Below are 22,023 nucleotides of genomic sequence, written 5' to 3'. Positions count from 1 at the left end.
CGATCCCCCGTGAAAGGTAGGAGAATGTTCTCCTCGAACGTCCGCAGGCGACTGCGCCTCGGTGTCCTGACCGCGGTGATCGCCGCCGCCGCGGTGGTCGCGCCCACCGCCACCACCGCGACCGCGGCCACCGGCTCGACCGTGGTCGGCGTGGCCTCCGGGCGCTGCCTGGACGTCGTCGGCAACAGCACCGCGGCGAAGACGCGCGTCAACATCTACGACTGCAACGGGCAGGCCAACCAGGGCTGGACGTTCACCTCGGCGGGCGAGCTGCGGGTCTACGACGGCACGATGTGCCTCGACGTCGCCGGCGCGAGCACCACCTCCCCGGCCGACGCGCAGATCTACACCTGCAACGGCGGCGCCAACCAGAAGTGGCGGATCGGCACCGACGGCACGATCACCGGCGTGCAGTCGGGCCTCTGCCTGGACGTCACCGCGGCGGGCACCGCGAACAGCACCCTGGTCGGGCTGTGGACCTGCAACAACGGCGGCAACCAGAAGTGGCGGACGTCGCTGGCCGCCGACACCCAGCCGCCGAGCGTGCCGGGCAGCCCGCGGGTGAGCGACCTGGTCTGCGACGCCGTGACGTTCTCGTGGAACGCGGCCACCGACAACGTGGGCGTCGCGTTCTACGACGTCTACCACGACGGCCAGCTGATGAAGTCGGTGAGCGGGAGCACCCTCTCGACCAGCCTCACCGTCGTCGGCGGCGTGACCTGGGGCCTGTACGTGAACGCCCGCGACGCCGCGGGCAACGTCTCGCAGGCCAGCACCACCGTGCCGATCACCCCGCCGCAGTGCCAGCCGGACACCCAGGCGCCGAGCGCGCCCACGAAGCTGACCGGTTCCGCGTCCGGCACGACGGTGACCCTGAACTGGACCGCGGCCACGGACAACATCGGCGTCCGGGCCTACGACGTCTACCGCGGCGGCGCCAAGGTCGGCACCGTCACCGGGACGGCCACCGCGCCGCCCGCGACCACCTTCGTCGACAGCGGGCTGGCGGCGAACACGAGCTACTCGTACTACGTCGTCGCGCGGGACGCCCAGGCGAACGTGTCGGCGCCCAGCGCGTCCACGACCGTCACCACCGGCGCGGCTTGCGGCGCGTCCGTGTGCACCGTGACGCAGATCGCCACCGACACCGACATCCCGTGGGGCCTGGTGACGCTGCCGGACGGCACGATCCTCTACACCCGGCGCGACGCGCACGACATCGTCCACCTGAACCCCGCCACCGGGGCCAAGACCACCGTGGGCACCGTCCCCGGCGTCGACAACACCGACGGCGAAGGCGGCCTGCTCGGCCTGGCCGTCGCGACCACGTTCGCCAGTGACCACTGGCTCTACATCATGCACACGTCGCCGTCCGACAACCGGATCGTGCGGATCAAGCTGGAGAACGACAAGCTCACCACCAGTTCGGAGCAGGTCCTGCTCAGCGGGTTGCTGCGCAACAAGTTCCACAACGGCGGCCGGCTGCGCTTCGGCCCCGACGGCAAGCTCTACGCCAGCACCGGCGACGCCCAGAACGGCGACAACGCGCAGAACAAGACCAGCCTCAACGGCAAGGTCCTGCGCTTCAACCCGGACGGCAGCGTGCCCTCGGACAACCCGTTCGGCAACCAGGTGTGGAGCTACGGCCACCGCAACCCGCAGGGGCTCGCGTTCGACTCCCAGGGCCGGTTGTGGGAGCAGGAGTTCGGCAACGCGATCATGGACGAGACCAACCTGATCACCAAGGGCGGCAACTACGGCTGGCCGGCGTGCGAGGGCACCTCCGGGACGTGCGGCACCGCGGGCTTCATCGCGCCGAAGCGCACGTACCCGACGGCGGACGGCTCCTGCTCCGGCATCGCCATCGTCCGCGACGTGCTCTACGTCGCCTGCGAACGCGGGACCCGGATGTACCGCGAGGTGATCAGCGGCAGCGACCTGACGAACGTCCAGGCATACTTCAACGGCACGTACGGGCGGTTGCGCACGGTGGAACCCGCACCCGGCGGCGGCCTGTGGCTGACGACGACGAACAACGGCGACAAGGACAGTATTCCCGACAACAGCGACGAGAAGATCTTCCACGTCGTTTTGGGTGAATAGCCCCGCCCGAACTCTTTCGCAATGGCAACTATCCCCGATAACCTGCTGACCGACCGTCGAGAAAAGGAGCCTCGTGACTTCAGCAGGGCACGCGCCGGACCTTCTGTCTCCGGAGTTCGCCGCCGATCCGTACGCCGCCTACGACGTCATGCTCGAGCATTCGCCGGTGATCTGGCACGAGGGAATGCAGAGTTACGTCATTTCGCGCTTCGAGGACGTGTCGCGCGCCTTCAAGGAAGGCGTGTTCACCACCGAGAACTACGGCTGGCAGCTGGAACCCGTGCACGGCCGGACCATCCTGCAGATGAGCGGCCGGGAGCACTCGATCCGGCGCGCCCTGGTGGCGCCGGCGTTCCGCGGCAACGAGCTGGAGCAGAAGTTCCGCCCGGTGATCGAACGCAACTCGACGCAGCTCATCGACGTCTTCCGCGGCCGCGGCTCGGCCGACATCGTGACGGACTACGCGCGGCACTTCCCGATCAACGTGATCGTCGACATGCTGGGTCTGGACCAGAGCGACCACGCCCGGTTCCAGCGGTGGTACAGCGCGATCATCGCCTTCCTCGGCAACCTCAGCCAGGACGAGGCCGTCACCGCGGCCGGCCTCGAGACCCACGACGAGCTCGCCGCGTACATGATCCCGATCATCCGCGACCGCCGCGAAAACCCCGGTGACGACCTGCTTTCCGCGCTCTGCGCCACGGAAGTCGACGGCACCACGATGAGCGACGAGGACATCAAGGCGTTCTGCAGCCTGCTGCTGGCCGCCGGCGGCGAGACCACGGACAAGGCGATCGCCAGCCTGTTCCGGAACCTCCTGGAGCACCCGGAGCAGCTCGACGCCGTGCGCGCGGACCGCGACCTGATCCCGAAGGCGTTCGCCGAAACCCTGCGCCACACCCCGCCGGTGCACATGATCATGCGCCAGCCCGCGGAAGACGTCGAGATCGGCGGCGAGAAGATCCCGGCCGGCAGCACGGTGACCTGCCTGATCGGCGCCGCCAACCGCGACCCGCGCCGCTTCGCGAACCCGGGCGCGTTCGACATCTTCCGCACGGACCTGCCGACCGAGACAGCGTTTTCCGCGGCGGCGAGCCACCTGTCGTTCGCACTGGGCCGGCACTTCTGCGTCGGTGCGCTGCTGGCGAAGACGGAGATCGAGGTGGGCGTCAACCAGCTGCTGGACGCGATGCCGGACGTCCGGCTCGCCGAGGGCGCGGAACCGGCCGAGCGAGGCGTCTTCACCCGGGGACCGGCGTCGGTGCCGGTGACGTTCACCCCGGCGTAGATCGCGGGCCGGTTAGCCTGCGGTGGTGACCGTTCCCGACCGCGAGCAGGTGACGCGCACCTGGACCGAGCTGATCTCCGGGGCCGTCACCAGGGCCGCCGCGCACGCCTGGGCCGTGCGGTGGGTGGAGGACGAGCCGGAGCGCGTCACCGATCCGATGACCGGGAGCGCGCTCCTGCACCTGCACGGCTTCGACCAGGCCTGCACCGCCCCGGCGGCGGCCAGTCGAGCCAGCCCGCCGCCCGCCGACCCCCGTTGTCCGTGAAGGCCTCCTTACCGGCCATAAGAGCCGGTAAGGAGGCCTTCACGGACTTGCGAGCAGGAGCGACGGCAGGGTCACCACGTCGCCGGGCCGGCGACGTGGACCGGGGTGAAGACCACCGGCAAGCTCTCCAGGCCGCGCATCCACACCGACGGCCGCCACACCAGTTGCTCGGCCGGGACGGCCAGTTCCAGGTCCGGGAGGCGGTCCAGCAGTACCTCGACCGTCGTGCGGGCGATGACCTCGGCCACTTCCGGTGCGGGGTAAGGACATCCGTGCTCGCCGTGGCCGAAGGACATGTGCGCGTGGTTGCCCAGTGCGCCCGATGCCGCGTCCGGGCGGGCGTGCGGGTCGGCGTTGCCCGCCGCCAGGCCGAGGACCACCAGGTCGCCCTGGCGGACGCGGACGCCGCTCAGCACCGTGTCGCGCGTGGCGAAGCGGCCGATGAAGTTCTGCGTGGGCGTGTCGTGCCACAGGACCTCGTTGAGGGCCTGGCCGACACTCCCCCGGCCGCCCGACAGCGTCATCGCGAAGCGGCTGTCGGTCAGCATCAGCCGGATGGTGTTGCCGATCCAGTTGGCCGTCGGCTGCTGGGCCGCCGCGGTCACCACCAGCAGGTCCTGGACGACCTCGTCGTCGGTCAGGTTCGCCGGGTCCTGCATCATGGCCGTGGGCACGTCCGCGCCCGGCTGCTGGTGCTTCACCGCCACCAGGCGCGCCATCGCCTCCTGGACCCGGCCGTACGCGGGCAGCGCCTCGGGGCCGACGTCCAGCGACAGGGCGACGTCCCGCACCAGCGCGGGCGCCTCCGAGTCGGGCATGCCGTACATCTTCGCGATCGCGAGCAGCGGCGCCTGCTGGGCGAACCGGGCGATCAGGTCGGCTTCGCCGGAACCCGCGAACTCGTCGATCAGCCGGTCCGCGATGCGCTCGCAGTGGGCGCTGAGGTCGAACTGGTCGACCGCCGACAACGCGTCGCCGATCGCGCCCGCCCGCCGACGGTGCTCCGCGGCCTCGGTGAACATCACCGACGGGTTGTGCATCACGTACGGCAGCAGCGGCCAGTCGTCGGGGACGTTGCCCCACTGGTTCCAGCGGCGGCTGTCGCGGGCGAACAGCTGCGAGTCCTGGCACACTTGGTGGATCTCGCGGTAGCCGGTCAGCAGCCAGGCCGGGATGTCGCCGTCGAGCAGGACCGGGACGACACCGCCGTACTGGCGCCGGATCCGGGCGTAGAGCGCGGCGGGATCCTTCTGGAACTCGGGCCCGTACAACCGGACGCGGTCCGCCGCGGGGATCGTGTCCGCCGGGGTGCTGGTCTGGAAACCGGTCACGATGCGCCCTCCCGGACTGTGGACAGGGTGTAGAGGTGGTCGACGAGCGAGATCAGCACCTGCTTGGCCGAGTCCCGGTCGCGGGCGTCGCAGTCGACGAGCGGCACCTCGTCGGGCAGGTCGAGCGCGGCGCGGACGTCGTCGAGGGTGTGCTTCGGCGGCCCGAAGTTGTTGCGCGCCACGATGAACGGCGTCCCGTGGTGCTCCAGCCGGTCGATCGCGTACCAGGACTCGGCCAGCCGGCGGGCGTCCACCAGGACGACGGCGCCGAGGGTGCCGGCGAAGAGGCTGTCCCAGAGGAACCAGAACCGTTCCTGCCCCGGCGCGCCGAACAGGTAGAGCACCAGCTGCTCGTCGAGGCTGATCCGGCCGAAGTCGAACGCCACCGTGGTCGTCGTCTTGGCCTGCACCCCGCGGGTGTGGTCGACGCCGATCCCGGCCTGCGTCATCGTCTCTTCGGTGCTCAGCGGCCGGATCTCGCTGACCGACCGGACCATGGTCGTCTTCCCGACGCCGAAGCCGCCGACGATGACGATCTTCAGGCCGTCGGTCGCGGTGTCGGCCAGGGGCAGCCGTTCGTCTTGTTCAGAGATTGCGGAGTCCAACGAGCACCTTCTTGAGGAATTCCGAGTCGGAGGTCCGTCCCGCGGCCTGGGCCGACGACGGATGTCGGGCGGACACCTTGCCCGTGGCCAGCAGGTCCGCGAGCAGAATCTTGATCACACTCACCGGTAGCGCCAGATCGGACGACAGCTCGACGACGGACGTCGGCTTCGCCGCGATCTCGAGGATCCTGACGTGCTCGGACTGCATGCCCGCCGACGGCTGCGACTCCCGGACGATCAACGTGACGAGATCGAGGTCGATGTCGTCCGCGCTGCTGCGCCCGCCCGTGACCGTGTAGAGCCGGTCCGGGTCCTCCCCGTCGAGCGCCGAACGCGTCACGAAGCCGGGTGGTCAGCCGCCGTGAAGCGCGGCGGGGCGGTGAAGACCGAGCCGATCTGTTCCACCAGCTCGTCCATGTTGTGGCCGATCAGGCCCACGTCGGCGTCCTCGGTGGCGATCACGGCCAGGTGCGAGCCGACACCCGCCTCCACGATGAAGAGGATCCCGCCGTGGAACTCGGTCATCGAGTTCCGCACGCCACCGGTGCCGTCGCCGAACTCGACCGACGCGCCGTGCGCCAGCGCCTGGACGCCGGCGGCGATCGCGGCCAGCTGGTCGGCGCGGTCGACGGTGAGGCCCTGGGTGTGGCAGAGCTTCAGGCCGTCACGGGACAACACGAGCGCGTGACACGCGCCGGCCGTGTTGCCGACGAGGTTCTCGAGGAGCCATTCGAGGCTCTTGTCCGAATCAGTCATCGAATCCGGGGACCGGGCTGGCGGGTCCCCACGCTCCAATCTGGCGGGGTGCGGGTGTTCGGGGAGAGCGACGGGTCACGCGTCTTCGCCGGTGTCCGCCGGGGCGGCGTGGCGCGACGGCGCGGCACTGCCGCTGCGCCGCTGCTGGAAGGCCCCGAACCGGGAACCGGTGTCCCGCTCGGCCCGGGCGGTGCTCGGCGTGGGCGACGGCGGCCGGCGCGACGCGGCGGTCAGCGTCTGCCCGCGCGAGCGCCGCGGCAGCTCGGACGGCTCGGCCAGGTCGCCGGTGATCTCGTGGCTCGTGTCGTCGGCGGGCCCGGGCCACGCGACGGCGGCGGAATCGTCGGCCTCCGGCACCGTTTCCGGCCGGGGCTGCGTGATCAGCTGCGTCGGAATGCGCATGACAACACCGATCCCCCCACGCGAAGACGGCCGGAAGAAGACGTGCAGCTGGTGCTTGCGGGCCAGGCAGCCCACGACCGCCAGGCCGAGGCGCGTGCCCGACATCGAGGTCAGGTCGAGCGGCTGGTCGAGCGACACCGCGCGCTCGGCGCGGACGAGGGCCTGCGCCTTCATCCCGAGGCCGCCGTCCTCGATGGTGATGACCGCGCCGTTGTGCAGATCTTCCACATAAACGTGCACTTCTTCGGACGGCGCCGAGAACTTCGTCGCGTTGTCCATGAGTTCGGCGAGCGCGTGCATGACGTCTTCCGCGGCGTAACCGACGACGGCCACCCCGCTCGCGGAATGCACCCGGACCCGCTGATAAGCGCCGATGCGGCCGAGTGCGCCGCGCAGGATGCTCTCCATCCGGATCGGTTTCGTCCAGCGGCGGCCCGAGCGCGCGCCGGTGAGCACGGCGATGCTGTCGGCCAGCCGGCCCGCCTGCGCCGTGCTGTGGTCCACTTTCAGGAGGTCGCCGAGCATCGCGTCGGACGACCGGTTCTCCATCTCCCGCAGGTCCCCGAGGGTGCTGGTCGCCAGCGCCTGCAGCCGGCCCGCGGCGTTCGCGCAGGCGGCGGTCGCGGCCGCGCGCCGGCGTTCCCCGACGGCGATCTCGTCGACCACCAGCCGCAGGACGCGCTGGTGGAGTTCGTCGGCCGGGCGCGGGACCTCGGCGAGCACGCTGTCCGCGGGCGCGCCGCCACGCAGCCGCCGGACCGCGTCGGGCACCGTCTGCTCCAGCAGCCGGGCCAGTTCACCGTCGCTGTACCGGACGAACTCGCGGGCCTGCTGGGCCTCGTCGAGCGCGGTCCGCGTCTGCCCCGCCGCGTGCGCGACCTGATCGGTGCGGCGCAGCGCGAAGAACACCGCGACGCACGCGACGATCCCGGTCAGCCCGCCCGCGATGGCGATGACAATCCCCTGACCACCGGAAACCGACAGGGATATCCACGTCCAGATCGCCGCCACGACGACCGCGGTGACCACTACCCCGATTACGGCCCGGCCGACTGACTCGCGTTCTTCCCGATGCTGTGCGGGCGGTCGTTCCGACATCGCTCCACTTCCTCGAGTCCGATTGGTGCCCGAACAGTACTCGGTTTGCCGACCGAGATCACGGGTCGGTTTCGGTGCGCCTACAACGGCGGCGACACTAACGCCGCCGTCGCGGGCCGGGCAGCGCGGGTCCCGATTTTTCCGGGCGATCCCCGGCCCTTACTCGAATTCCGCCGGATCCGCAAGGCTCGTGGCAGCCAATGCGTATCGGCGACTTCTCCGGGAAAGGCGTGTCGGCGTCGTGTCGGGGCCGTGTCGGTGGGACCGCGCACGCTCGGTGGCAATTCGCACCACCGTCACCGAAGGAGCACCCCATGCGCACTCCCGTCACGATCGTCGGCGCCGGACTCGGCGGCCTCATCCTGGCCCGGGTCCTGTCCCGGCACGGGATCCCGGCCACGGTCCACGAAGCGGAAGCGTCACCGACGGCCCGCGCCCAAGGCGGGATGCTCGACATCCACGACCACAACGGACAGCGCGCTCTCCGGGCGGCCGGCCTGATCGACGAATTCCGCGCCATCGTCCTGCCGGGCCGCGAAGCGATGCGGGTCGTCGAGACGGACGGGACCGTGCTGTACGACAAGGCCGACGACGGCACCGGCGGCAGTCCCGAAGCGCAGCGCGCCGCGTTGCGGCAGCTGCTGCTCGATTCGCTCCCGGCGGGCACCGTCCGGTGGGGCCACCGGGTCGACGGCGTGCGCGCCCTCGGCGAAGGCCGTCACGAACTCACCTTCGCCGACGGCACCACCGACGTGACGGACCTGCTCGTCGGCGCGGACGGCGCGTGGTCGCGGGTCCGGCCGCTGCTCACCGACGTCACGCCCGAATACGCCGGGAACGCGTCGATCGAGACTTTCCTGTTCGACGCCGACAACCGGCACCCGGGGGTCTCGAAAGCCGTCGGCGACGGGGCGTTGATGGTGTTCGACAAGAGCGCGAGCGGGAAGGTTTTCCTCGTGCACCGGGAAAGCGACGGGAACCTGCACGCTTACCTGTGGCTCGCCAGGTCGCTGGACTGGTTCGGCGAAATAGACTTCGCCGATCCCGCGGCGGCGACCGCGCGCATCGCGCGGGAAGTCGACGGCTGGGCCCCGAAACTGGCCGCGGTGATCACCGAAAGCGACACCGCCCCGGTCTACCGCCGCCACTACACGCTGCCGGTCGAGCACCGCTGGGACCGGGTACCGGGCGTGACACTGCTCGGCGACGCCGCCCACCTGCAGCCCCCGAACGGCGAAGGCGCCAACCTGGCCCTCCAGGACGGCGCCGAACTGGGCGCGGCCATCGCCGCCCACCCCGGCGACATCGAGGCCGCGCTGGCCGAGTACGAGGAGGCACTGTTCCCGCGCAGCGCCGCATCGGCGGCCCAGGGCGTGGCGGACAACGCGATCCTGCTGGGCGACAACGCGGCCCTGAACCTGATCAACCTGGCGGAGAGGTTCGCCGAGTAGCCACCCGGAGGGCGCGCGCGGCGGGTGGGTGCTGCGCCGGGTCGGCGAGGTCAACGGCTTCCGCCGACCGGCAACGCGGATTCGGCGAACCCGCGGCCCGAGCCGAAGCGCCTGGCACCCGCCCGCCCGCGACGCGGAGGCGCGGAGGCGCGGATCACCACACTCGGCCACGCGACAGCGGACAGCCACCGCGGCGCGGGGAGACCCGGCGAACCCGCGGCTCGGGCCCGGGCGCGGCGAATGGGTGATGATGGTGGTGTGCGGATCACGACTCTCGGCCCTCTGGCGGTGGACGGCCGGCCGGTGCGGGGTGATCGGCTGGCCGCCGTGATCCGGGAGCTGCTCGATGCCCGGGGCCGCACCGTTTCCACTACCGCGCTGGTCGATGCGGTCTGGCAAGGCACGCCTCCCGAGGACGCCACCGGTGCGGTGCAGGCCCTGGTCGGCCGGGTGCGGCGGCTCGGCGTGCCGGTGCGGACCGGGCCCGGCGGGTACCGGATCCCGGCCGACGAGGTGCAGCTCGACGCCGTCGCCGTCCGCGCGCTCGCCGATCGTGGCCGGCAGGCGCTGGCCGAGGGTGACGCCGAAAGCGCGCGGGACTGCGCCGACGAGGCGCGGGCGTTGTTCCCCGAGGTCCCGGAGCCGATCGGCGACCGGCTCTTCGGCGACGTCGTGACGCTGCGGGCGGAAGCCGCCCTGGCCGGCGGCGGGCCGGTCGACGAGGCCGACCTGCGGCGGCTGGCCACCCGCGTCCCGCCCGACGAGCCGGCCGCCGCGCTGCTCGTGCGGGTTCTCGCGGCCCAGGGCCGCGATGCCGAAGCCTTCGACGTGGTCGAGCGGGTGCGCGGCGAGCTCGTCGAGCGGTACGGCGCCGATCCGTCCCCGGTGCTCGCCGACGCGCACCTGGCTCTGCTGCGCGGGCAGCTGACGGCGCGGCCGCACCGGGCCGGCGGGCTGCCGGCCGCCTGGCGACGGGCGATGACGCCGCTGATCGGGCGCGAGCCGGATCTCGCCGCCGTCAGACAGGCGCTGCTGGTGGCGCCGGTGGTGACCGTCGTCGCCACCGGCGGGGCCGGGAAGACCCGGCTGGCCGCCGAGATCGCCCGTTCCGCCGAGCCCGTGCGGGTGGTCGAGCTGGCCGGCCTGCGCTCGCCCGCCGAGGTGCTGCCCGCCGTGCTCGCGGTACTGGGCGGCCCGGACACCCTCGCTCCGGACCGCCGTCCGCTCGGGCCCGGCGAGCGGCTGCGGGCCCTCGGCGCCGGGCTCGACGGGCTGCTCGTGCTCGACAACTGCGAGCACGTCCTCGACGCCGCCGCGCACGTCGTGGCCGAGCTGCTGGCCGTGGCGCCGCCCGGGTTCGGCGTGCTCGCCACCAGCCGGGCGCCGCTGGGCCTGCTCGGCGAGGTCGTCCACCGGCTTCCGGCGCTGCCCGACGACGAAGCGCTTGCCCTGCTCGAAGCCCGCGTGCGGGCCGGCGGCGCGACGCCGGCCTGGCCGCGGGACCGGGCGCTGGCCCTCGCGCACCGGCTCGACAACCTGCCCCTGGCGCTCGAACTGGCCGCCGCCCGGCTGCGGTCCATGCCGCTCGACGACGTCCTGACCGGGCTCGGCGACCGGTTCGCGCTGCTCGACGACGCCGTGCGCGGGCTGCCCGAACGCCACGCCGGCCTGGGGGCGCTGGTCGGCTGGAGCCGTGAGCTGCTCGAGCCCGGCGAACGGGAGCTGCTGGAACGGCTGGCCGTCATCCCGGCGCCGTTCACCGCGGACCTCGCCGAGGCCGTCGCGGGCCCCGGCGTCCGCCGGGGGCTGGCGATCCTGGTCGAGCAGTCGCTGCTGCGGCTGGAGGACGACCGCTACCGGATGCTGGAGACGGTCCGCGAACACGGCGAGGCCCGCCTCGACGCGGCCGGACGCGCGGAAGCCATGGCCGACCTGGTCGGCTGGGCCGTTCGGCGGGCCGTGTCGCTGGGGCCCGGCTTCATCGGTCCCGCCCAGATCGAGGCCCTGGACGCCTGCGCGGCCGACCAGGACAACTTCGTCGCCGCCCTGCGGTGGGCGTGCGACCACGACGACGAACCGGCCGCGGTCGACGTCGCCACGGCCCTGTTCCAGCTGTGGACGGTGCGTGGCCGGCACCTCGAGGCCGGCGCGTGGGCACGCAGGCTGCTGCACCTCGACGACCCCGCCGCGCGGGCGCGGTCGGCGATCACGCGCGGCCGGGCCAGTGCGCGTCCGCTGCCGCACGCCGACCGGCTCGCGTGGCTGTGCGTGCTGATCGGCGTCAACGCGGGCAACACCGGGCCCGTCCGCCTCACCGTGCTGGCCCGCCGCGCGCTGCGCACGCTGTTCGCGGAGCGCCCCGGCGACGTCTCACCCCGCACGGCCGCGCTGGCGGCGGCGATGCCGGGCCTGGAGCAGGCGGTCCCCGACAAGAGCCTGGCCGACGCCGCGATCCTCGTCGCGCACCCGGACCCGTACGTCCAGGGGATGGGCCACTTCATCCGGGCCGTCCTGGTCGAGGACGCCGGCACCCGGCGGTCCGGTGACGCCGAGCTGGCCTACCGCCGGTTCGAGGCGATCGGCGACCACTGGGGCATGGGGATGGCCGCTCACGCCGCCGGCCACACGACCGGGTCCGACGAGTGGCTGCGGCGCAGCGAGCGGCACCTGGCGCTGGTCGGCGCGGCCCAGGACGCCCGGTCGACGCGGGTGCTGCTCGACACGCAGCTGGCGCTGGCCGGCGACGCCGAGGCCGAGCACCGGCTGCGGGAGACCGCCGGTTCGGCCGGCCTCGACGTCCACCAGGCGCGGCTCGGCCTGGCCCAGCTGGCCTGGCGCCGCGGCCGGCCCGACGAGGCGACGTCCCACGCGGACGCGCTGCTGCGGGCCGGCCCGCCGGCCGTCTTCCGGATCGCGGTCGCCGTCCTCCACGTGTGGCTCGGCGCCGGCGCCCGGGCCGCCGACACGCTGCGTGCCGTGCGCGCCGAAGTCCTGACCGCCCACGACCGCCCGCTGCTGGGCGCCTGGGCGATGGGCGGCGCCGAGCTGGCCGCCACGACGACACTGCGCAAGTCCGTGAATGCCACATCGAGGGACGTAGTGTCCGTGAATGTGGCATTCACGGACTTCCGGGGTGACGCCGCGAGCGCCCGCGAGCTGTGGGCCTTGGGGACGCGGGTGGGCGCGAACGCCAGCCAGTTCGCCCCGCAAGGCCGTGGCGAACGCCTCGCGACGGCGTTGGGCGACCGGGAAAGCCGTGAACGGTTGCTGGCCGACGTCGGTGGGCTCACGGGGACCGCGTTGTACGGCCGCATCCGGGCGTTGATGGACGATTTGCTCGCCTGAGCCTGGTCCTCAGAAGAGGGACTGCTGTGCGGGTTCCTCCTCCGGTTGGCCCCGGCGGCCGTTGAGGGCGAACTTGTCCTCGATCGTCTCGTCCGGGTCCGGGAAGCCGTACTTCGCGATCAGCGGGCGGATCCGGGCCCCGATCTCGTGCCGGTAGGACGTCTCCGAACCGGCCGAGTACAACCGCGTGTACTCCGAGACCAGTTCCGGGTGCGCGCCGCGCAGCCAGGTGAAGAAGACTTCCTTCACCGCGGACGACAGGTAGAGCGGGTGGTACAGCACGCTCGTCGCGCCCGCTTCGGCCACCGCGGACACCAGTTCTTCCAGCTGCGCGGGCGAATCCGTGAGGTGCGGGAGGATCGGCGACAGGAACACCGCGCACTCGAGGCCCGCGTCGCGGATGGCGCGGACCGTCGCCAGGCGCGCCGTCGTGGTCGCCGTGCCGAACTCCACCGACTGCTGCAGCTGCTCGTCCAGGATCGACAGCGAGACGCCCAGGTGCACCGTCGTCGCGCGGCTCGCCTTGGCCAGGAGGTCCAGGTCGCGGCGGATCATCGTGCCCTTGGTCAGGATCGAGAACGGGACGCGGTGGCCCGTCAGCGCGTCGATGATCCCGGGCATCAGCGCGTAGCGGCCCTCGGCGCGCTGGTAGACGTCGGTGTTGGTGCCGAAAGCCACGCGTGGCGGGAGTTTCCGCTTGCGGGCCAGCTCGCCCCGCAGCACCTCGACGATGTTCGTCTTGACGATGATCTCGTTGTCGAAGTCACCGGCGACGTCCAGCCCGAGCCGCGTGTGCGTGGGACGCGCGAAGCAGTACTGGCACGCGTGCGTGCAGCCGCGGTACGGGTTCATCGTGTACTCGCCCGGCAGCATGCGCGCGTCCGCCGGCACGTGGTTCAACGCGCTCTTCGCGAGCACCTCGTGGAACGTCACGCCCCGGAACTCCGGGGTCCGGACGCTGCGCACGAACCCGGTCAGCCGGGCCAGGCCCGGCAGCGTCCCCGCGTCGACGCGGTCGGTGCGCTGGCCGTTCCAGCGCATCGAATCTTCGTTCACCGTCTCAGTTCTCCTCTTGCCGGGCGCTCAGCATGCCCGACCGCGCCGAGCCGGGCCAGGGCGCCTCACCCCACCGCCTCACCCCACTGGCCCGGCCCGGAGACCTGCCGCGGATCGGTGACGGAGTGGTAGGTGCCGTGCACGAAGACGAGCGCGGGCGCCTGCCGGTCGTGGCCGGTGGCCAGGACTTCCCCGACGACGAGCGTGTGGTCGCCGAGGTCGATCGGCTGCCGCAGCGCGCACTCCAGCCAGCTCGCGCCGTCGAGCACGAGCGCCCCGGTCCGCTCCCCCGGAGTCGCTTCGAGAACCGCAATTTCGGAGACCCGCGCGGACCGCGGGCCGGCGAGGCGCCCGGCCAGCTCCCGCGCGCTCGCGGGCAGGATCGACACGACCCAGCGGCCGGTGTCGAGCAGGTCGGCGAGGAACACCGACTCCTTGCGGAAGGAGAGGGAGATCAACGGCGGGTCGAGGGAGATCGAGCCCAGTGAGTTGACGGTGACGGCGTCGTGGCGACGGCCGCCGGGGGTGTCGCGGTAGGTGGTGGCGACGCACACGCCGGTGGCGAAGGTGCGCATCACGCCACGCAGGTCGGGGGACATTCGGCTGCTCCCGGGGTTCGGGCCGGCCCGCCGGAGCGGGCCGGCCGGTGGTCAGACTCCTTGCGGGGACCGGAAGAACCGGTCGGGGTCGTACCGCTGCTTGACCTCGGCGAGCCGGGCGGCGTTCGGCCCGTAGTAGGCGCCGCGCCAGTCCTCGAGGTCCGGATCGGTGAAGTTGACGTAGGACGCGTCCGGCGCGAACTCCCCGGCCTCGGCGTGCAGGGCGTGGAGCCAGTCCAGGTTCGCCTGGACGACGCCCGGCGCGTCGTCCTCGGCCCACGACGTGTCGAGGCTGAGCAGGAACCGGGTGTCCCGGTGCGGGAACGCGGTGTCCCCCACCGGGACGCGGCCGATCGCGCCGCCCCAGGCGAACAGCGCGGCGCCCGCGCCGTCGGGGTTGCCGCTGCCCGGCCACTTGTCGACGGCCCGGACGAGCGCCTCGACGCCGTCGTCGCCGATCGCGTGCGGCGTGCAGCGGGTCCGGGCCGCGAACGCCCCGCCCTCGCTGGCGTGGTGCAGGTACGTCGCGGCTTCCCAGAAGTCCCGGTCCTCGATATCGGCGCGGTCGGGGGCCGCGACGGCGAAGACCGGCGCCAGCAGCTCACGCAGTTCCGCCGCCGGACCGAGGTGGTGACCCACCACGGACACGACGCCGTCGCCGCCCGGCGAGCGGGCGATGCCGATCCGCGCCGAGAACGCTTCGGGCGCGGCCAGCATGATCTCCTGCATCGTGGCCAGCACCTCGACCGCGTGCGGCCACGACCAGAGCAGCAGGCAGGTCGAGCCGGCCGGGGCCGGGCGCGCCTGGAACGTGAAGCTCGTGTTGACGCCGAAGTTGCCGCCCCCGCCGCCGCGGCAGGCCCAGAACAGGTCCGGGTTCTCGGTCGCCGAAGCCGTGACGACCGTGCCGTCGGCGAGGACGACGTCGGTCGAGACCAGCGCGTCGCAGGTGGTGCCGTGCGCGCGGGAGATCGTCGTGACGCCGCCGCCGAGGGTCAGGCCGCCGATGCCGACGGTGTCGGAGTTGCCGAGCGGGAAGGTCAGGTCCCACGGCCGCAACCCGGCGTAGAGCGCCTTCATCTGCGTCCCGCCGCCGACGGTGACCCGCCCGGTGCCGCGGTCGACGCGGATCCCGGACAGCCGCCGCAGGTCGAGCACCAGCCCGGTGTTCGCGGAGAAGCCGGCGTAGCTGTGGCCGCCGCCGCGGGCCACCAGCGGAACCGACTCCGCCCGGGCCCACTCGATCGCGCGGGCGACGTCGCCCGCGTGGGCGGCCGAGAGCACCGCCGCGGGGCGGGTGGCGGCGAACCGCCGGTTCACCGGCGCCGTGGCTTCACCGAAGCCGCGGTCGCCGGGGAGCCGGAGTTCGCCGTCCACCAGGCCGCGCAGGGTGTCCCACGCGGTCATCGCGCCGCTCCCGCGAGCTCGAGCTCGGCCGCGAGGACCTCCTCGAGGTAGGACACGCCCTTGGCGGCGTTGTCCCCGTGGCGTTCCCAGACTTCCCGCAGCACCAGGTGGCCGCCGTGCCACTGCGGGGTGTTGACGCTGTTGCCGGCGATCACCTCGCCGGTCACCAGGACCATCGTGTAGGCCAGCCGCAGCACGCCGGTCGGGCCGCAGACGCCGGTGACGGTGCCGCGCCGGACGTGGCCGCCCTCGAACGTGGCCCAGACCAGGTCGCCGTGCTGGTGGTACTCGGCGTACGTGCCGTCGCCGCCGCCCAGCGCGCGGAACCGGCGGCCGTGGTAGTCGACGCTCATTCGTCCACGTCCAGGAGTCCGGCCGGCATCGCCAGCGTGGTGCCGACGGGCGGGGGCTCGATGTCCTCGGAACTCACCTCGACGAGCGAGGCCGCGTGCGCGAGCCGCTGCTCGCACGTGTCGCGGTCGGGTGCCTGGCACACGACGAACGAGTGCCGGGCGATGTAGCCGCCCGGCGGCAGCCGCAGCGTGGTGCCCGGCTCCGCCATCGGGGACGCGGTGACCAGCCCGGGCGCCTCCGTCGGGACGGAGATCGAGTGCAGGACGCAGTCGTGGTCCGGGTAGCCGAACCGGATGCCGGCGACGCCCTCGCGGCTGTGCGAGACGTCCGGGCGCTGCCCGGTGGCGACGTCGAACAGCACGCTGCCCGGGTCGATGCCGGTCGCGGTCTTGCCGAGGAACGGGATGAGGTCGCCGCCGAGCCGGCCGTTGACCTCGATGATCACCGGGCCGGAGCGGGTCAGGCGGACCTCGGTGTGGGTGATCCCGTTCTCGATGCCGAGCACGTGGTGGGCCTTGGCCAGCACGCCCAGCAGTTCCTCGTCCTTCAGCAGCGGGTCGGCGGAGTCGACGACGTGGCCGGTCTCCTCGAAGAACGGCGGCATGCCGGTGCTCTTGCGGGCGATGAACATCGGCAGGTACTCGCCCTTGTGGACGGCGCCGTCGATGCTGATCTCCGGGCCGTCGGCGTAGCCCTCGATGATCGCGCCGCCGCGGTAGGGCTCGTCGCCGACGAGGCTGGCCTCGTGGGCGACGCGGTAGGCGGCGTCGAACTCGGCGTCGTCCCGGGCGAGGGAGACGCCCATGCTGGCGCCGAGCGCCCGCGGCTTGACGACCACCGGGAAGCCGATGCGGGCGACCGCCGCGCGGGCGTCGTCGAGGTCGGCGGCCAGGTGGAAGCCGGGCTGCGGCAGGCCGGCGGCGGTGAGCCGGACGCGGCAGCTGTGCTTGTCGCGGCAGCCGTGCACACCGGGGATGCTCAGGCCCGGCACGCCGAACTCGGCCGCCAGCTCGGCCGCGGGCATCACCAGCGGCTCGTCCCAGCACAGCACGCCGGTGATCGTGTACTCGGCCGCCAGCTTGCGGGCGGTTTCGGCGAGCAGCGCGTGGTCGAAGACGTTGACGACGGTGATGTCGTCGAAGTACTCGTGCTGCCAGGTCGGGTTGAGGTTGTTGATCAGCACCAGTCGCAGCCCGTTTTCACGGGCCCGGTCGGACACGCTGCGGACGAGGTATTCGCGGTAGAGCTTGAGCCCGCTGCCGATGACGAGCAGCGCACCCGGGGCGGTCGAGGTCATGGAAGACGTTCCTCCGGTCGGAAGGTGTGCAGGGGAAGGGGGTTGAGACGACGGCGTTCAGGCGAGCGTGCCGACGGCGGTGGCCCGGCCGGCCAGCTGCGCGACGACGGCGTCCGCGGCCAGCGGTGCCGTGCGGAAGCCGTCACCGCCGCTGGCCGGTCGGGCCCACACCGCGGGCCCGACCCGGACGAAGCCGGTGTTGCCGTCGGCGGCCGTGGCGTAGTGGCAGTGCTTGACCCGCACCACGTCGTATCCGTCCACATCGGACACGACGCCGGCGGCGAGCACCCGCGCGGCCCAGCCCGCGTCGTCGTCGGGCCCGGACAGGGTGGTCACCTCGCGCCGCACGGCGTCGGTGCTCACCTTGAGCAGGGTGCCCGCCACCGAGGGCAGCAGCCACGCCCGCCCGTCGGTGCCGATCCCGCCCACCGTGGGCGTCGCCGCCCACGCGTGGGCGAGCGCGGCGGGCGGGCGCAGGTACACCATCGTCTGGCGGTGCAACGCCACCGGCCGGTCGACCAGCGCCCCGGTCCACGGGCCGGCGGCGACGAGCACGACGTCACCGGTCACCGTGGTGCCGTCGGCGAGCCGGACGCGGGCGCGGTCCGGGTCGATGCCGACGGCTTCCCGGCCGGGCCGCAGCTCGGCGTCGGGGTGGTGGCGCAGCCAGCGCGCCGCCGCGTGCAGCATCCGGTCGGCCAGCAGCGTCCCGGCGTGCGGTTCGAGCACCGCGCCGCTGCCCCGCGGGAACCCGACGAGCGGGTACGCCGACGGGTGCACGATCCGGATCGGCACGCCCGCGGCCGACGCCGTGGCGACCGCCGCGGGCACCTGCCCGGGGGGCAGGGCCTGGAGGACCCCGACCCGCCGGTAGAGGCCGGCACCCGGCAGGTGGTCGCACAGCAGCGCGTCCAGCTCGCGCCAGTGGCGGTGCAGCTCCGCCGCCTGGCGCGTGGCGGCCGTGTCGCCGACGACGAGGGCCCGCAGCGCCCGGTGCTGGTCGAACGACGTGGCGCCCGGGTGCGGCACCGGGCCGCGCTCGAGCAGCACCACGCGGTGCCCGTCCAGGACGCACCGGATCGCGGTGAGCAGCCCGGAGATGCCGCCGCCGACCACCACGACCCGCAGGCCGCCGCGCCGGGAGCCACCGGTCCACGCCCAGTCGCCGCCCGGCGTGGCCGCGGCCACGCCGGGCCGGCCGGCGGAGCTCGCCGTCCGGCCCGCACCGGGCCGGACGACCTCCGCGACGTCCGGCACCACACCGGTCGCCGCCGGGCTCCCGCCCAGCAGCACCGCCGTGCCGCCGTCCCGGCCACCGCCGGTCGCCGCCGGGCTCTCGCCCAGGACGACCGCGCTGCTCAGCCCACCCTGCCGGGTGCCGGCGCTCATCGCCCGGCCTCCGCCGGGCGCAGGCGGGGCAGGGCGGCCGGCGTGAACGAGTCCACGTCGGCCGGGGCCGCCCCGGCGTCCTCGCCGAGGACCGCCGCCGCCAGGTCGATCAGGATCGGCGCGGCGGCGCGCAGCAGCCGGTCGACCTCGAAGCAGAAGTCACCGGCGTCGGCGCCGGTCACCTCCCGGCGGTCGAGCCGGGCCAGCTGGTCGGTGATCGTCTCCGCCGCCCGGTTCAGGCTGAACCCGGCCAGCTCGTACGACGCCGCGAAGCGCTCGGCCATCCGGGCCGCGCCGCGGCGCGAGCGTTCCGACACCGCCAGCGGGCCGAGCCCGACCCACCGGTTCACCTTGTCGGCGACGCGGTTCCACGGTTCGACCAGCCGGGTGCCGGTGACCCGCGCGAGCGCGTCCCGGCTGAAGCTGGTGCGCTGGTGCTCGGGGCTGGTCGCGGCCAGGTGGAACCGGATCAGGTCCCGCGGCACCTCGGCGGCCAGCTCCCGGCTCCACACCACGTGCCCGCGGCTGGTGGAGAACTTCCGGTGGTCCAGCTCGTAGAACTCGTTGGTGAGGTAGCGCGTCGGCAGGTCGTACTGGCCGTCGAAGGCCAGCAGCATCGCCGGGCCGGCGATCGCGAACGGGTAGATGTTGTCGAACCCGAGGAAGTACACGATCTCCGAACCGGCCCCGGCGAGCCACAGCGCGTCCTCGGTGCCGGCCGCGACGCCCCGCTGCTCGGCCGCGAGCGCCGAGCAGTGCATGCTCCACGCCATCGGCTCGGCGTTGGGGTTGACGACCTGCCCCGCGACCTCCGGGAAGGGCACCTTGATGCCCCAGGAGATCGGGTAGGTCACCGGGAAGTCCGGCAGCGGCCGCGACAGCATCTGCGCCATCGCCTGCGCCATGTGCGGCCGCATCCCGGCGGCGTTCGCCGCGAAGTGCGCCCGCAGCTGTTCGCGGTAGCGCTCGACCGGCAGCACGAGAACGTCGGCCTCGCGCAGCACCACGGGGTCCTCGGGGTCCAAAGTGGACCGGACGCCGAGGAGCTCCCCCGCCGCCACCAGGGCCCCGCAGCTCTCGCAGAGCCCCGCGCAGCTTTCGGCGAGGCACTCCGGGCAGCCGCCGGCCGCGAAGCCGTCCAGCAGGAACTCGCCGGTCCGCTCGGAGTACGGGAACTTCATCGTGCGCAGTTCCAGCTTGCCCGCCGAGTGGAGCCGGCCGACGAAGTCGACGACCCACTTGGTGAACCGGTCGTCGTCGCCGGTGTAGCCGTCGACGCCGATGCCCAGCGCGGCCAGGCTGGCCTCGATCTGCGCGGCCGAGGTGGCCACCAGCTCCGCCGGGGTGACGCCGCGGTGGTGCGCGGTCGTCACGACGAACGTCGAGGTGTCCTGGAAACCGGTGCCCAGCAGGACTTCCCGGCCCTGGGCCCGGGCGTAGCGGGTGTGCACGTCCGCGGCCAGGAACGGGCCGGCGATGTGGCCGAGGTGCAGGTCCCCGTTCGCCGTCGGCGCCGGGGAGATGACCACGGTCCGCGTGGTCATGACACGCTCGCTTCGTGGCGGGCCGCGAACTGGGCCGTCATCTCGGCGTCCCACCAGACGCCGTAGTACTCGAAGTCCGCGTCGCCCTCGTTGGTGACGCAGTGGGTCGAGCCGGGCGGCAGCCGGACGATGTCGCCGGCGGTGAACGGGTGCGGCTCGCCGTCGACGACCAGGGTGGCCGCGCCGTGGACGGCGATGAAGATCTCGTACTCGTGGTGGGCGTGCGGGGTGGAGGTGGTGCCGGGGCGCAGGACGCACCAGGCGCCTTCGAACGGCGCGTTGAGCTCCGGCCAGGGCAGCAGCCGCTGCGAGTCGAGCCCGTACGCGCGCTCCAGGTGCTCGCGGTCGAGCCGGCGGACGTCGATCATGCCGCCACCACCACGGACTCGCCGGAGGTGCGACGGCCACCGTCGGGACCCGTGCCCGTTTCGCGGCGGTCGACGATGTCCCGGACGATGTCGGCCGAGCGCTGGGCGAGCACGCTGATCAGCGAGTCGGAGATGCCGTGCGTGGCCTCGTTGACGCCCTGCAGGTACAGCGCGCCGTGGGCCTCCCGGCCGAGCTCGGCGCGGTACTGCCGGTTGACGGAGACGGTGTCCAGGCCGATCGAGTCGGCCAGGCCGCGGACCATCGCGGGCATCCGCGAGTCGAAGCCGGTGCCCAGGAACACCGCGTCGCAGCGGATCTGCTCGATGCCGCCGTGCTTGAGGTCGCGGACGTCGAGCACGACCTCTTCGCCGCCGCCCTCGATCTCCGCCGCGCGGGCCCCGACGACCTCGCTGAGCGCGCGGATCGTGGAGACCGGCAGGCCCTGCATCTTCTGCCGGTAGATCATCGTGTACAGCTCTTCGAGGAACGGCGCCGCGAGGCCGGCGTAGTTGGTCAGGTGCATCTCCTCCAGCACCCGCGCCCGCGCCTCGTCGGTCATGGTGAAGAACTCGTCCACGAAGGACGGGAAGAACAGCTCGTTGACGAACTTGCTGGTCTGGTAGTCCTTGAGGCCGATCGCGCGGACCAGCATCGTCGGGGACGAGCCCTTCGCGTGCTCGTGCAGGGCCATGAACATCTCGGCCGCGCTCTGCGCCCCGCCGACCACGACCGGCCGCAGCGCCTTGCCCGGGCGGGCCAGCCCCGCCGTGGCGGCGACGCGGGTGCTGTACTCGGTGCTGTGCACCACGCGCTCGGCCGGCAGCCCGCGGAAGACCTCCGGGACGTGGGCGTCGCGGCCGCCGCCGACGATCAGGTCGCGGCAGAGGACCGTGTCGCCGTCGGACAGCGGGACGGTGAAGCCGAGCACCGCGCCCGACTCGGAGTGGATCGGCAGGATCCGCTCGGCGCGGGCGTTGTAGCGCACCCGGACGCGCTCGAGCGAGTCGGCGACCCACTGCAGATACGCCGAGACCTGCCAGCGGAACGGGTTGAAGGTGCCGAGGTTGACGAACTCGTCGAGCTCACCGCGCTCGTGCATGAAGTTGAGGAACGAGAACCGGCTGCGCGGGTTGCGCAGGGTGACCAGGTCCTTCACGTAGGACACCTGGCTGCGGGCCCACGGCAGCATCAGGTTGCGCTGCCACTTCACGTCCTCGTGCTGCTCCAGGATCATGGCGCCGCCGGCCAGATCGGACCGGCCGCACTCCTCGATGGCCACGGCCAGCGCGAGGTTCGCCGGGCCGGCCCCGATCATCAGGACATCCACCTCGTGGACGGTCATAACGTGCCTGCTTTCCATCTCG

19 protein-coding genes are annotated in these 22,023 nt (G+C 72.9%); 5 read left to right on the top strand and 14 right to left on the bottom strand.

Annotated features, from left to right (window positions below):
- The first annotated feature begins 24 nt into the window (after positions 1-24).
- The 3 genes from MUY22_RS28430 to MUY22_RS28420 all read left to right on the top strand — a co-directional run bounded on the left by MUY22_RS28430 (position 25) and on the right by MUY22_RS28420 (position 3,656).
- Entirely contained in the window at positions 25-2,103 is a 2,079-nt protein-coding gene (locus tag MUY22_RS28430) for a PQQ-dependent sugar dehydrogenase (protein WP_247049537.1), read from the top strand.
- Positions 2,104-2,176: 73 nt separating this feature from the next.
- A complete protein-coding gene (locus MUY22_RS28425) occupies positions 2,177-3,391 on the top strand; it encodes a cytochrome P450 (RefSeq protein WP_247049536.1) in 1,215 nt (404 codons plus the stop codon).
- Between the two features lie 25 nt (positions 3,392-3,416).
- Positions 3,417-3,656, top strand: a complete 240-nt coding sequence (locus MUY22_RS28420) for a hypothetical protein (RefSeq protein WP_247049534.1) — start codon at positions 3,417-3,419, stop codon at positions 3,654-3,656.
- Between the two features lie 71 nt (positions 3,657-3,727).
- Here the strand turns inward: MUY22_RS28420 and MUY22_RS28415 are convergent, their stop codons facing one another.
- The 5 genes from MUY22_RS28415 to MUY22_RS28395 all read right to left on the bottom strand — a co-directional run bounded on the left by MUY22_RS28415 (position 3,728) and on the right by MUY22_RS28395 (position 7,779).
- On the bottom strand, positions 3,728-4,987 hold the full coding sequence (locus tag MUY22_RS28415) for a cytochrome P450 (RefSeq protein WP_247049532.1): 1,260 nt from the start codon (positions 4,985-4,987) through the stop codon (positions 3,728-3,730).
- The gene (locus MUY22_RS28410) at positions 4,984-5,592 is read right to left on the bottom strand and encodes an ATP/GTP-binding protein (protein ID WP_247049530.1); all 609 of its coding nucleotides are present in this window, start codon (positions 5,590-5,592) and stop codon (positions 4,984-4,986) included. The genes MUY22_RS28415 and MUY22_RS28410 overlap by 4 nt, the downstream gene beginning before the upstream one ends.
- The gene (locus MUY22_RS28405; RefSeq protein WP_247049528.1) at positions 5,573-5,932 is read right to left on the bottom strand and encodes a DUF742 domain-containing protein; all 360 of its coding nucleotides are present in this window, start codon (positions 5,930-5,932) and stop codon (positions 5,573-5,575) included. Before MUY22_RS28405 ends, MUY22_RS28410 begins: the two co-directional genes overlap by 20 nt.
- Complete coding sequence (locus MUY22_RS28400) at positions 5,929-6,348, bottom strand: roadblock/LC7 domain-containing protein (RefSeq protein ID WP_247049526.1); 420 nt, start codon at positions 6,346-6,348, stop codon at positions 5,929-5,931. The genes MUY22_RS28405 and MUY22_RS28400 overlap by 4 nt, the downstream gene beginning before the upstream one ends.
- Positions 6,349-6,423: 75 nt before the next feature.
- A complete protein-coding gene (locus tag MUY22_RS28395; protein WP_371827494.1) occupies positions 6,424-7,779 on the bottom strand; it encodes a sensor histidine kinase in 1,356 nt (451 codons plus the stop codon).
- A 383-nt stretch (positions 7,780-8,162) separates the two neighbouring features.
- Here MUY22_RS28395 and MUY22_RS28390 point away from each other — a divergent pair, with 383 nt between their 5' ends.
- Positions 8,163-9,299 carry an NAD(P)/FAD-dependent oxidoreductase gene (locus MUY22_RS28390; RefSeq protein ID WP_247049524.1) on the top strand — a complete coding sequence of 379 codons (1,137 nt, stop codon included), beginning with the start codon at positions 8,163-8,165 and terminating at the stop codon, positions 9,297-9,299.
- Between the two features lie 258 nt (positions 9,300-9,557).
- Complete coding sequence (locus MUY22_RS28385) at positions 9,558-12,644, top strand: BTAD domain-containing putative transcriptional regulator (RefSeq protein ID WP_247049522.1); 3,087 nt, start codon at positions 9,558-9,560, stop codon at positions 12,642-12,644.
- Between the two features lie 9 nt (positions 12,645-12,653).
- Here MUY22_RS28385 and MUY22_RS28380 read toward each other — a convergent pair whose 3' ends face one another.
- The 9 genes from MUY22_RS28380 to MUY22_RS28340 all read right to left on the bottom strand — a co-directional run bounded on the left by MUY22_RS28380 (position 12,654) and on the right by MUY22_RS28340 (position 22,001).
- Complete coding sequence (locus MUY22_RS28380; RefSeq protein ID WP_247049521.1) at positions 12,654-13,700, bottom strand: radical SAM protein; 1,047 nt, start codon at positions 13,698-13,700, stop codon at positions 12,654-12,656.
- A gap of 65 nt (positions 13,701-13,765) precedes the next feature.
- Positions 13,766-14,299 (bottom strand): flavin reductase family protein, encoded by a 534-nt coding sequence (locus MUY22_RS28375; RefSeq protein ID WP_247049520.1) that lies wholly within the window; start codon positions 14,297-14,299, stop codon positions 13,766-13,768.
- A 51-nt stretch (positions 14,300-14,350) separates the two neighbouring features.
- Positions 14,351-15,706 carry an FAD-binding oxidoreductase gene (locus tag MUY22_RS28370; protein WP_247049518.1) on the bottom strand — a complete coding sequence of 452 codons (1,356 nt, stop codon included), beginning with the start codon at positions 15,704-15,706 and terminating at the stop codon, positions 14,351-14,353.
- Positions 15,703-16,059: a hypothetical protein gene (locus tag MUY22_RS28365; protein WP_247049516.1), complete on the bottom strand. Its 357-nt coding sequence runs from the start codon at positions 16,057-16,059 to the stop codon at positions 15,703-15,705. The genes MUY22_RS28370 and MUY22_RS28365 overlap by 4 nt, the downstream gene beginning before the upstream one ends.
- Positions 16,056-17,357, bottom strand: a complete 1,302-nt coding sequence (locus MUY22_RS28360; protein WP_247049514.1) for an ATP-grasp domain-containing protein — start codon at positions 17,355-17,357, stop codon at positions 16,056-16,058. The genes MUY22_RS28365 and MUY22_RS28360 overlap by 4 nt, the downstream gene beginning before the upstream one ends.
- 57 nt (positions 17,358-17,414) lie before the next feature.
- On the bottom strand, positions 17,415-18,746 hold the full coding sequence (locus MUY22_RS28355; RefSeq protein ID WP_247049512.1) for an FAD-binding oxidoreductase: 1,332 nt from the start codon (positions 18,744-18,746) through the stop codon (positions 17,415-17,417).
- The gene (locus tag MUY22_RS28350) at positions 18,743-20,290 is read right to left on the bottom strand and encodes a class I tRNA ligase family protein (protein ID WP_247049510.1); all 1,548 of its coding nucleotides are present in this window, start codon (positions 20,288-20,290) and stop codon (positions 18,743-18,745) included. Before MUY22_RS28350 ends, MUY22_RS28355 begins: the two co-directional genes overlap by 4 nt.
- Positions 20,287-20,658 (bottom strand): cupin domain-containing protein, encoded by a 372-nt coding sequence (locus tag MUY22_RS28345; RefSeq protein ID WP_371827493.1) that lies wholly within the window; start codon positions 20,656-20,658, stop codon positions 20,287-20,289. Before MUY22_RS28345 ends, MUY22_RS28350 begins: the two co-directional genes overlap by 4 nt.
- The gene (locus MUY22_RS28340) at positions 20,655-22,001 is read right to left on the bottom strand and encodes a SidA/IucD/PvdA family monooxygenase (RefSeq protein WP_247049508.1); all 1,347 of its coding nucleotides are present in this window, start codon (positions 21,999-22,001) and stop codon (positions 20,655-20,657) included. The genes MUY22_RS28345 and MUY22_RS28340 overlap by 4 nt, the downstream gene beginning before the upstream one ends.
- Positions 22,002-22,023: the final 22 nt, after the last annotated feature.

It is taken from the genome of Amycolatopsis sp. WQ 127309, from assembly GCF_023023025.1.
Taxonomy (GTDB): Bacteria; Actinomycetota; Actinomycetes; order Mycobacteriales; family Pseudonocardiaceae; genus Amycolatopsis.
Note: the sequence above shows the minus strand (reverse complement) of the source record. Positions and strands in the feature narration are given on the sequence as shown.

Bases quoted from the DNA above. Each gene is read 5' to 3' on its own strand.
- MUY22_RS28430 (WP_247049537.1), top strand. From the start codon at position 25: ATGTTCTCCTCGAACGTCCGCAGGCGACTGCGCCTCGGTGTCCTGACC.
- MUY22_RS28400 (WP_247049526.1), bottom strand. From the start codon at position 6,348: ATGACTGATTCGGACAAGAGCCTCGAATGGCTCCTCGAGAACCTCGTC.
- MUY22_RS28390 (WP_247049524.1), top strand. From the start codon at position 8,163: ATGCGCACTCCCGTCACGATCGTCGGCGCCGGACTCGGCGGCCTCATC.
- MUY22_RS28375 (WP_247049520.1), bottom strand. From the start codon at position 14,299: ATGTCCCCCGACCTGCGTGGCGTGATGCGCACCTTCGCCACCGGCGTG.
- MUY22_RS28370 (WP_247049518.1), bottom strand. From the start codon at position 15,706: ATGACCGCGTGGGACACCCTGCGCGGCCTGGTGGACGGCGAACTCCGG.
- MUY22_RS28365 (WP_247049516.1), bottom strand. From the start codon at position 16,059: ATGAGCGTCGACTACCACGGCCGCCGGTTCCGCGCGCTGGGCGGCGGC.
- MUY22_RS28360 (WP_247049514.1), bottom strand. From the start codon at position 17,357: ATGACCTCGACCGCCCCGGGTGCGCTGCTCGTCATCGGCAGCGGGCTC.
- MUY22_RS28355 (WP_247049512.1), bottom strand. From the start codon at position 18,746: ATGAGCGCCGGCACCCGGCAGGGTGGGCTGAGCAGCGCGGTCGTCCTG.
- MUY22_RS28350 (WP_247049510.1), bottom strand. From the start codon at position 20,290: ATGACCACGCGGACCGTGGTCATCTCCCCGGCGCCGACGGCGAACGGG.
- MUY22_RS28345 (WP_371827493.1), bottom strand. From the start codon at position 20,658: ATGATCGACGTCCGCCGGCTCGACCGCGAGCACCTGGAGCGCGCGTAC.
- MUY22_RS28340 (WP_247049508.1), bottom strand. From the start codon at position 22,001: ATGACCGTCCACGAGGTGGATGTCCTGATGATCGGGGCCGGCCCGGCG.